At 69.0% G+C, this 7,405-nt stretch carries 9 protein-coding genes and 1 pseudogene; 6 read left to right on the top strand and 4 right to left on the bottom strand.

All coding sequences use genetic code 11. The features are described from left to right. The first annotated feature begins 291 nt into the window (after window positions 1-291). Window positions 292-624 carry a DUF6247 family protein gene (locus ACIWVC_RS17575; RefSeq protein ID WP_396454330.1) on the top strand — a complete coding sequence of 111 codons (333 nt, stop codon included), beginning with the start codon at window positions 292-294 and terminating at the stop codon, window positions 622-624. 15 nt (window positions 625-639) lie between these two features. Continuing rightward, the gene (locus tag ACIWVC_RS17570) at window positions 640-870 is read left to right on the top strand and encodes a hypothetical protein (protein WP_396454329.1); all 231 of its coding nucleotides are present in this window, start codon (window positions 640-642) and stop codon (window positions 868-870) included. Between the two features lie 597 nt (window positions 871-1,467). On the opposite strand, the gene ACIWVC_RS17565 is transcribed toward ACIWVC_RS17570, so the two are convergent. Continuing rightward, on the bottom strand, window positions 1,468-1,863 hold the full coding sequence (locus ACIWVC_RS17565; RefSeq protein ID WP_396454328.1) for a hypothetical protein: 396 nt from the start codon (window positions 1,861-1,863) through the stop codon (window positions 1,468-1,470). 270 nt (window positions 1,864-2,133) lie between these two features. Here ACIWVC_RS17565 and ACIWVC_RS17560 point away from each other — a divergent pair, with 270 nt between their 5' ends. Both ACIWVC_RS17560 and ACIWVC_RS17555 read left to right on the top strand, forming a co-directional pair. Further along, a complete protein-coding gene (locus ACIWVC_RS17560; protein WP_396448359.1) occupies window positions 2,134-2,382 on the top strand; it encodes a hypothetical protein in 249 nt (82 codons plus the stop codon). Window positions 2,383-2,763: 381 nt separating this feature from the next. Further along, window positions 2,764-3,492: a DsbA family protein gene (locus tag ACIWVC_RS17555; RefSeq protein ID WP_396448360.1), complete on the top strand. Its 729-nt coding sequence runs from the start codon at window positions 2,764-2,766 to the stop codon at window positions 3,490-3,492. Window positions 3,493-3,536: 44 nt separating this feature from the next. Here ACIWVC_RS17555 and ACIWVC_RS17550 read toward each other — a convergent pair whose 3' ends face one another. The 3 genes from ACIWVC_RS17550 to ACIWVC_RS17540 are packed head-to-tail and all read right to left on the bottom strand — an operon-like array spanning window position 3,537 to window position 5,733. Continuing rightward, the gene (locus ACIWVC_RS17550; RefSeq protein WP_396448361.1) at window positions 3,537-3,701 is read right to left on the bottom strand and encodes a hypothetical protein; all 165 of its coding nucleotides are present in this window, start codon (window positions 3,699-3,701) and stop codon (window positions 3,537-3,539) included. A gap of 3 nt (window positions 3,702-3,704) precedes the next feature. Next, window positions 3,705-5,075, bottom strand: a complete 1,371-nt coding sequence (locus ACIWVC_RS17545; RefSeq protein WP_396448362.1) for a glycosyltransferase — start codon at window positions 5,073-5,075, stop codon at window positions 3,705-3,707. Window position 5,076: 1 nt separating this feature from the next. Further along, window positions 5,077-5,733 (bottom strand): class F sortase, encoded by a 657-nt coding sequence (locus ACIWVC_RS17540; RefSeq protein ID WP_396454327.1) that lies wholly within the window; start codon window positions 5,731-5,733, stop codon window positions 5,077-5,079. A 718-nt stretch (window positions 5,734-6,451) separates the two neighbouring features. Here ACIWVC_RS17540 and ACIWVC_RS17535 point away from each other — a divergent pair. Both ACIWVC_RS17535 and ACIWVC_RS17530 read left to right on the top strand, forming a co-directional pair. After that, window positions 6,452-7,183, top strand: coding sequence for a MerR family transcriptional regulator (locus ACIWVC_RS17535; protein WP_396448364.1), 732 nt, complete (start codon window positions 6,452-6,454; stop codon window positions 7,181-7,183). Continuing rightward, window positions 7,177-7,405 (top strand): annotated as a pseudogene (locus ACIWVC_RS17530) (hypothetical protein); the annotation flags it as partial. The gene ACIWVC_RS17535 and the pseudogene ACIWVC_RS17530, both read left to right, overlap by 7 nt.

Below are 7,405 nucleotides of genomic sequence, written 5' to 3'. Positions count from 1 at the left end.
GCGAATCCGTCTGTCACACCGTCTCGCCGTTCGCGCGGGCGCACCCTCCGGGACGGGTGCGGATGCTAACGACGGTGCTGACTACGGGGTCGGATGACCTTGGACGGGTGTGGATGTGCGGGAGGGGGCGGCGCTGGTCAGGGGACCTGCGGGGACGTTCCTGGACAGTGCTGATATTGCTACGGATTAGAAGGCTGGTGCGCGGTGCTGGGCCTCACCGCCCTCCGACCGATCCAGGCGCAAGACGGGCCGAGGTCTGTAGGCTCTAGGTACGGGGGAGGAGGGCTCGTGATGACCGCGCAACCGCAGGACTACCCGGCAGGCGGTACGCCTGTGCCGGAGAAGAGTCTTCGTACCATCCGGGCCGCTTTGGTGGTGCCGCAGGACCGCGACGCGTTCGACGCCGGGCTCAAGGCTGTGCTCGACGAGGTGCGCGTCAGTCTGGACTTGGGTGCCCTGAACGACTTCGTACACCTGTGGTGGCTTGCGGCCTGTGACTCGGCCAAAGACCCCGAAGGCCGGCGGCGCATGCATGCGGTGGCCGAGCGCATCCAAGCCGGAGAGACGGTTCCCAAGGGACGACCGGTGCGCGAGGTTCTCGCCGAGCGTGAGGCCCGAGGCTAGTTGTATCGACTCATCATGACGCCGGAGGTCGAGGAGCAGGTCTCCGCCCTTCCGGACGAGGCTCTCGGCCCCTTCGCCGAGTTGGTCACTCTGTTGGAGGTCTCTCCGTGGAGCGGTCAGCCGTTCGGCAGGTCCAACCCCCGAGGCAACATGCTCACGCTCGCGTTCGGGGACGGCGGCCTTGCCGTCTACTTCGTCCTGGAGGAGCAGCGGGAGGCGTGCCTGATCCGGGTCACATGGCTCTGACCGTTCTGGCGTGCCGAATGTGTGCCGAGGTTGAGTGACGGGCGCGAGAAGCGGCAGGCCAGGGCCGTTCGGCGGTGGGACTGTAAAACCGTCGGCTTAGCCTGCCCAGTTTCGAATCCTGAACCCCACCCAGCAACGACAGCCCCTGATCAGCGTGCTCGTGGCCAGGGGCTGTCTCGTCGCATCCCGGTTGGTCCCGGCTGTCCCCGGCGATTGCAGGGTGTTCGCGGGATAGTCGCGAGGCAAGGTGCTGAACGGTCTTTGAGAGCGGCCCACCACGTCCACCGGAGAACCGGCGACCGTGCGGTGCCGTCTCGTGATCGGACAGGTGGCGACGTTTGAGCCGGACGAGTTCGGGCGGGACGAGCGGTCTTCCATGTCGTTAACCCGAACCGGGCGGTGATCTACCGGCGCCTCACCGATCTTCACGCTCAGGCCGGGGGCACATGTTTGGCCCGTCTTGTCGCCGATCTGGTATATCTGGCCGACGTCCAGCCCTCAGCGACTACGTCCAGGGATGACCCGCCGTCGGATGGCGAGACGACTGCCTCGTCCACCGGGGTGGCCGGCCTGCCGAGCCTGGCCTGGGTATCCCGCCTAACCCTTTCCGGAACTCTTCATTACCAGGGTTGCCACCGCTGCAAGGCTTGACACGACTCCAGCCAGCCCGGCCAGGGTGGTCATCCCTTCACGTGGGGTTGCCCATAGGCCGCGGTTCAGTTCTGCCCAGGCGCGAGGAAAGAAGACCAGTTTGATCTTCTGCCATTTATGATGTCGATAGCTGCAACCCATGAGTATGCCGTTGGCGTTCTTGCGACAGAGCCTGTTCTCTCTGGTCATGGCACCACACCAGACGGGTGCCCGGAAGAAGAAGTAGAACACTGCAGCGACTGATAGGACGATCAGGATGACAGGTGCCACGCCCCCCTTCCACCAGGCTAGTGCTAGGACGATGAGCAGGAGGTAGCCCCAGAACTGTCCGAGAAGTTTCATGCCGTGGAAGGTAGTTCGGCGCCGCCATGATTTGAAGCTCCAGGCCATTCTTGGACATGTGTGTCTGTGGTCACAATTTGAACGTGTGTGACTCGGGGTGTTGTTTCCAGAACTACTGCCAGGATCGGTTGGGGGATGTCTAGGCTTACTGCTGCGAGTGGCAAGCGGTAGAAAGAGCGTTTCTGAGAGGTGGTTGGTGCGAATCTTGGGGGCTTTGGTGGGGTTTGCTTTATGTTGATGCCGGTAACCGACGATCGTTTGGAGGTTCTGATGCCCGCGAGTCTGAAGCGGATCCGGGAGACCATGGACGTTCGGCCCACTCCACGGGACAAGGGGCTGACGCTCACCCTGAAGCTCACCGCCTACGACAACGGCATGCTGGAGCTCGACACCGTGCCGCTGAACGATCACAAGAACGACGATGACGTCACCGGATGGCTGTCGGCGGCGGAGGTCATCACGGCGACGCTCAACGAGTTCCATCGGCAGGTCGCGGCCCGGAACCGCGCGGCGGGATAGCCCGCGTCGGCGGAGGGGTGTTGAGTTCGCCGCCCGGCGGTGTGGTGAGTGCGACCGCCCTCGACCAGGAAAGCTCTGGTCAAGGGCGGTCTTGTTCGTCCGGTCGAAGCGCGGTGTGGCGCCGCAGGCCGTGCGGATGGCTGGTCTCGTAGGGCGGTGCGGCCGTCCTTCCCATGTTGATCTGCGTGCAGTCGGTGTAGCCCTGGCAGAGGAGGATTCGCTCGGCGCGGTGTCGGAGGGGTCTCAGTGAGAGCAGAGGCTCCTGTGCGCGGGCGGGTGCCGGCGGGAGGGCCACGTCACAGCGACGGGGGGTGGTTTTTTAGTTTTCACTAGTGCAAACTGGATAAATAGAGCGACGGCATCGTCGAGGAGGGATGCGCGATGAGGTATGTCGTCTACGGGGACTTCAACTGCCCCTACTCCTACCTGGCGAGTCTTCGCGTGGACGAGCTCGTCCGGCGGGGTGCTGCCGAGGTCGAGTGGCGGGCCGTCGAGCATGATCCGAAGCTGCCGCTGACCGGTGCGCCGAGCGGTGCGGCTCAGGACGAGTGGGCCCGTGAGCTGGGGGAGATCGCGGACATCTCGCGGCCCGGGGAGCGGGTGCCGGACGCGCCGCCGGCTCTTGTCAGCAACACCGGCTCGGCCGTGGCCGCCTACGCCGAGGCGCTGACCGACGGCATGGCCGACGAGGTGCGCCGCGCGATCTTCCGCGCGATCTGGGTGGAGGGGCGGCACGTGAGCAGCCCGTACGAGATCCGCCGGATCGTTGCCGAGCTGATGTACCCGCGGACGCCGCCGGACGTCCACCGGTACGGCCCCGACCTTCCGATGGCGATCGATACCGGACGGGTCGCCCTCGGGACGGAGCGGCGCTTCGGTGCCACGGTCAGCGTGCAGGGCGGGCCTCTGACGCTGGCGGGGCAGCGGCGGGTCGAGCAGTGGCGTGCGGAGTGGCAGAGCCGCACGCAGGTCGTCCCGGCCGTCGTCAGCCCGGACGGGGAACTGCTCCCCGGGCTCGCCGGCCTGGCCCGGCTGGCCGAACTACTGGACGGGCCGCCGCCCGCCGCGGCGGACGCGCGCGGCGATCGCGAACTCGCCAGGGCCGCCTGAGCGAAAGAAGGGCCGGGGCCGCGCGCCCCGGCCTTCCTGGAAGGTCAGCCCTTGCGGGCGGGGAGGATCCGCTTCACGGCCAGGCCCGCCGAGACCAGGGTGAACAGGGCCAGGCCGAGCCAGAGGGCCTGCATGCCGAGCCACGGGGAGGCCGCGGCGGCGCCGCCGAAACCCGCGGCGATGCCTCCGATGGGGGGTGTGTTGTACATGACCTACCATTTCCTTTCTTTGCGCCAGGCGGCCTGCCAGAAGGCGCGGGCCTGGACGATCTGGAGGAAGACGTCGAAGACCATTTCGACGACGATCGTGGCGGCGAGGGCCATCTGGAACTTGCCTCGCTGCCGGACGGTCACGACGCGCTCCACCATGAAGATCACCGTGACCGCGGCCCAGATGGGGCTGATCGTGATGCCGCCCAGCCAGATCGCCGAGTAGACGAGCGAGGACAGGTAGGCAGTGATCACCAGGATGCCGATCAGGGAGAGCAGCTGCCGTCCCCAGTAGGGACGGGTGATCGGCGTCCAGCCGTAGTCGACGAGGTTCTCCAGGGCGCCGCGCTTCCAGCGGAGGCGCTGCTGGGCCAGTTCGCGCCAGGTGGGCATCACCTCGGTGGTGAGCGTGCATTCGGGCGGGCAGAGGATGCGGAAGCCGAGGTGGAGGATGGCCAGGGTGAGCTCGTTGTCCTCCGTCAGGACCCGGACGTCGTAGACGTGGGGCAGACCGGGGAGGCGCTTTGAGCGGCGGGCCGCGACCACTTCCTGGAGGGTCGTGGCGCGGAAGATGGTGGCGGTGCCGGTGAGGACCAGCGCCTTGCCCTGGAGACGGCGGACATCGCGGGCGTAGCGGGCGTACTCGTTGCGCTGGAACATGCCGACGGCGCCGCCGCCCGGCTTGCCGGTGAACGTCCCGCCGACGGCCGCGTAGCGCCCGTCCGCCAGGTAGTCGATGCCGTGCCGGATGAACCCGGGGTCGAGGGCCGAGTCGGCGTCCATCACCATGATCGCGTCTTCCGGGCCCAGGATCGGCAGCAGCCGGTCGAGGACCTGGTTCAGCGCCCCGGCCTTCTTGTGCTCGTTGCCCCGCGTCCCGACGATCTCCACGCCGCAGAGCTGCGCGAACGCGGCGGTGGCGTCGGTGCAGTTGTCGGCGATGACGACGATGTGGTCCGGAGGACGCTCCTGGCGGCGCAGCGAGGCGATCGTCTCGGTGATCTGCTTGGCCTCGTTGTGCGCCGGGATCAGGACCGTCACGCGCATCGCGTCCGCGGGGATGCGCGGCAGGTTCCGCTTGCCGTCCCGCCCTTTGGGGAGTGGCTCGGCGGCGGGCGCCGGCCGGGGGCGGGGAGGGGCATGCCGGGCGGGCGGCATGGCGTGCCTGGGACGTGCCGGCGGCGCGATCAAGTGAGCCGCGTGGTCGGGCAGGGTTTCTGCCGGGGACGGGGCGTGTCCTGTCCGGGGCGCGCTGACCGGTCGCCCGGCTCCGGGGTAGGCCACGCGGTGGCGTCCGGCGCGGACGGCCCGGTCGGGGATGGTCACCGTGCATTCGGAGCCGGCGAACGCGGCGGGGTCGAACGTCGCGGGCATGTCAGCGTCCCCCCTCCGACCGCACCAGGTGACCGAAGGCGATGACGTTGTCGGTGTAGTGGCCGCTGCCGCGGTCGAACCGCCCGCCGCAGGTGATCAGGCGGATCGCCGCGTAGCCGGGGTCGCCGTAGACGCGCTGCGTGGGGAACCGGTCCTTGCCGACGCGTTCGACCGAGTCGATCCGGAACACCGCCGTGCGCCCGTCCGCGCGGAGGACGCGGGCCTGGTCGCCGGGACGCAGTTCGCCGAGCCGGTAGAACACGGCGGGCCCGCGGGTCGTGTCCACATGCCCGATGACCACGGCCGCGCCGCGGCTGCCGGGGGCGGCGCCGAGCCGGTACCAGCCGGCTTCCTGGGCGCGGCTCAGCGGCGGGGTCTCGACGGTCTGGTCGGGGTTCTTGGCCAGCTTCATCAGCGGCGTCCGGACGTCGATCCGCGGCACCTCCAGGCGGACCGGCGCCGAGCGGGGGAGCGCCGGAGCCGCGGAGGGCGTCACACTGCCGGACGCGGTGGACGCGGCGGGCGCGGGCATCGGCGGAGCTGCGGTGGCCGGATGCCCCTGGAACGCCTGGAACGCGAGGAGCGTCGCGACGGCGACTCCCGAGAGTCCGGCGGCGGCGGCCGCGAGGGCGCGCGAGCGCCGCGCACGACGTTCCACAGACGGCCCCCCATTCGCCGCTCGACCGGTGGTGCATCCGCCGCGAACGGCAGCGGACGGACGGCACGGTAACGCGTTGACGAGGGCTTTTGCGTCATCAGAGAGGTAACGGCCAGATGGGCGACATGTGGTGGATGAGGCGGGAGAGGACGTCTCCGCCGGCCCGCTGGATCCCCCGCCGGGCAGGTCCAACACGCTCCGTCATGGACCAAATTTCCTGGCCGTGCTGCGGCAATACGTCTCTGACCTGCAGATATGCGAGCTTGGGCCATGGTCTGCCGCGTCGGCGGCCCGTGGGAGGGTGAGGGCTGGCAGTCCGGTCGGAGCCGGACGTGGATACAAAGATCGCTGACCGGAAGCGGTCATAATGATCAGCCCGAAACGGCGCTGGATCTGGACGGAGTATCCGCTTTTCCGCCTCTGATCAGCTATCTAGCGCCCCAACGTCCGTCCGAACAGAGGGCGCGAGACCGTTCGCTCTCGTTGTTCGGATGTCCATAATTCAGCATCGGACGACCGGCCCTTCAGAGGACCATCGTGACGGACGGTGATCAGCGGCCGGTGTGTCAGGCGGCGCGAGCATCCCGGCGAGGCCCGTGCCGCCACCGTTCACACCCGTCCGTGCCTGAGCCGGGGCGCCTGCCGGGTCGTGCCCTGGGACGCGGTGGCTCACAGGGGTATTTGACCTTGACGTTGCGTCAACGTTTGTAATGAGCGCATGCGGATCGGCGAACTCGCCGCGCTGGTCGGGGTGTCGACCCGGACCGTGCGGCACTACCACCATCTGGGGCTGCTGCCCGAGCCGGAGCGGCGCGCGAACGGGTATCGGGAGTACCGGCTCCGGGACGCGGTGGTGCTCGCGCGGGTGCGGAGGCTGACGGAGCTGGGCCTCTCCCTGGACGAGGTCAAAGACGTCCTGGCCGACGAGCAGGGGCGCGAGCTGCGCGAGGTGCTCGCCGAGCTGGACGCCGACCTGGCCCGCCAGCAGAAGGCGATCGAGGCCAGGCGGGCGCGGCTGGCGGAGCTGCTCGCCGAGGCGGAGCTGCACCCGGATTCGGCCGTGTCGCCGCACATGGCGGAGGTCTTGCGGGGGCTGCCGCGCGGGTCGCGGTTCGCCGAGTTCGATCAGGAGCTGCTCGCGCTGGTCGACACCGCCGCCGGGCCCGCCGAGCGGGCGAGGTTCGCCGAGATGCTGCGTCCGCTGGCCGAGCCGGAGGCGCGCGGGAGGAGCGCCGAGATCTACGCCCGGCTGGACGAGATCGCGGACGCGCCGCCGGACGATCCGCGGGTCGCCGCGCTCGCCGAAGAGCTCGCCGACCACCTGCCGGAGGAACTCGCGGCCCTCATGGTCGAGCAGAACGCGGACGCCGGATGGATGCAGGAGATGTCCCCAGCGCAGCGTGAGGTCTTCCGACTGCTGTTGAGCATCGTGCGGGAGCGGACGTGCTGAGGGCGGCGAGGGCCGTCCTGTACCTGATAGCGCCGGCGGACCTGGTCGCCTTCGTGTTGCTCGCGTCGGGTGCGGTGTTGCCGCGTCCGCTGGTCGTCGCGGCGGAGGCCGCAGTTCTCGCAGGGCTTCTCGTGAATCTCGCGGCCGCAACCCAATTGGTCATCGCCGCGCGGCGCGGCGGCGCGGGCCGGTGGGCGGCGTTCCGCAGCGTTGAGAAGCTGC

It is taken from the genome of Actinomadura sp. (genome assembly GCF_044508335.1).
Classification (GTDB): Bacteria; Actinomycetota; Actinomycetes; order Streptosporangiales; family Streptosporangiaceae; genus Spirillospora.
Note: the sequence above shows the minus strand (reverse complement) of the source record. Positions and strands in the feature narration are given on the sequence as shown.

What these genes read in the sequence shown, in the direction of transcription:
- ACIWVC_RS17545 (WP_396448362.1), bottom strand. Translation starts at nt 5,075, where the DNA reads ATGCCCGCGACGTTCGACCCCGCCGCGTTCGCCGGCTCCGAATGCACG.
- ACIWVC_RS17575 (WP_396454330.1), top strand. Translation starts at nt 292, where the DNA reads ATGACCGCGCAACCGCAGGACTACCCGGCAGGCGGTACGCCTGTGCCG.
- ACIWVC_RS17560 (WP_396448359.1), top strand. Translation starts at nt 2,134, where the DNA reads ATGCCCGCGAGTCTGAAGCGGATCCGGGAGACCATGGACGTTCGGCCC.
- ACIWVC_RS17535 (WP_396448364.1), top strand. Translation starts at nt 6,452, where the DNA reads ATGCGGATCGGCGAACTCGCCGCGCTGGTCGGGGTGTCGACCCGGACC.
- ACIWVC_RS17550 (WP_396448361.1), bottom strand. Translation starts at nt 3,701, where the DNA reads ATGTACAACACACCCCCCATCGGAGGCATCGCCGCGGGTTTCGGCGGC.
- ACIWVC_RS17555 (WP_396448360.1), top strand. Translation starts at nt 2,764, where the DNA reads ATGAGGTATGTCGTCTACGGGGACTTCAACTGCCCCTACTCCTACCTG.
- ACIWVC_RS17570 (WP_396454329.1), top strand. Translation starts at nt 640, where the DNA reads ATGACGCCGGAGGTCGAGGAGCAGGTCTCCGCCCTTCCGGACGAGGCT.
- ACIWVC_RS17565 (WP_396454328.1), bottom strand. Translation starts at nt 1,863, where the DNA reads ATGAAACTTCTCGGACAGTTCTGGGGCTACCTCCTGCTCATCGTCCTA.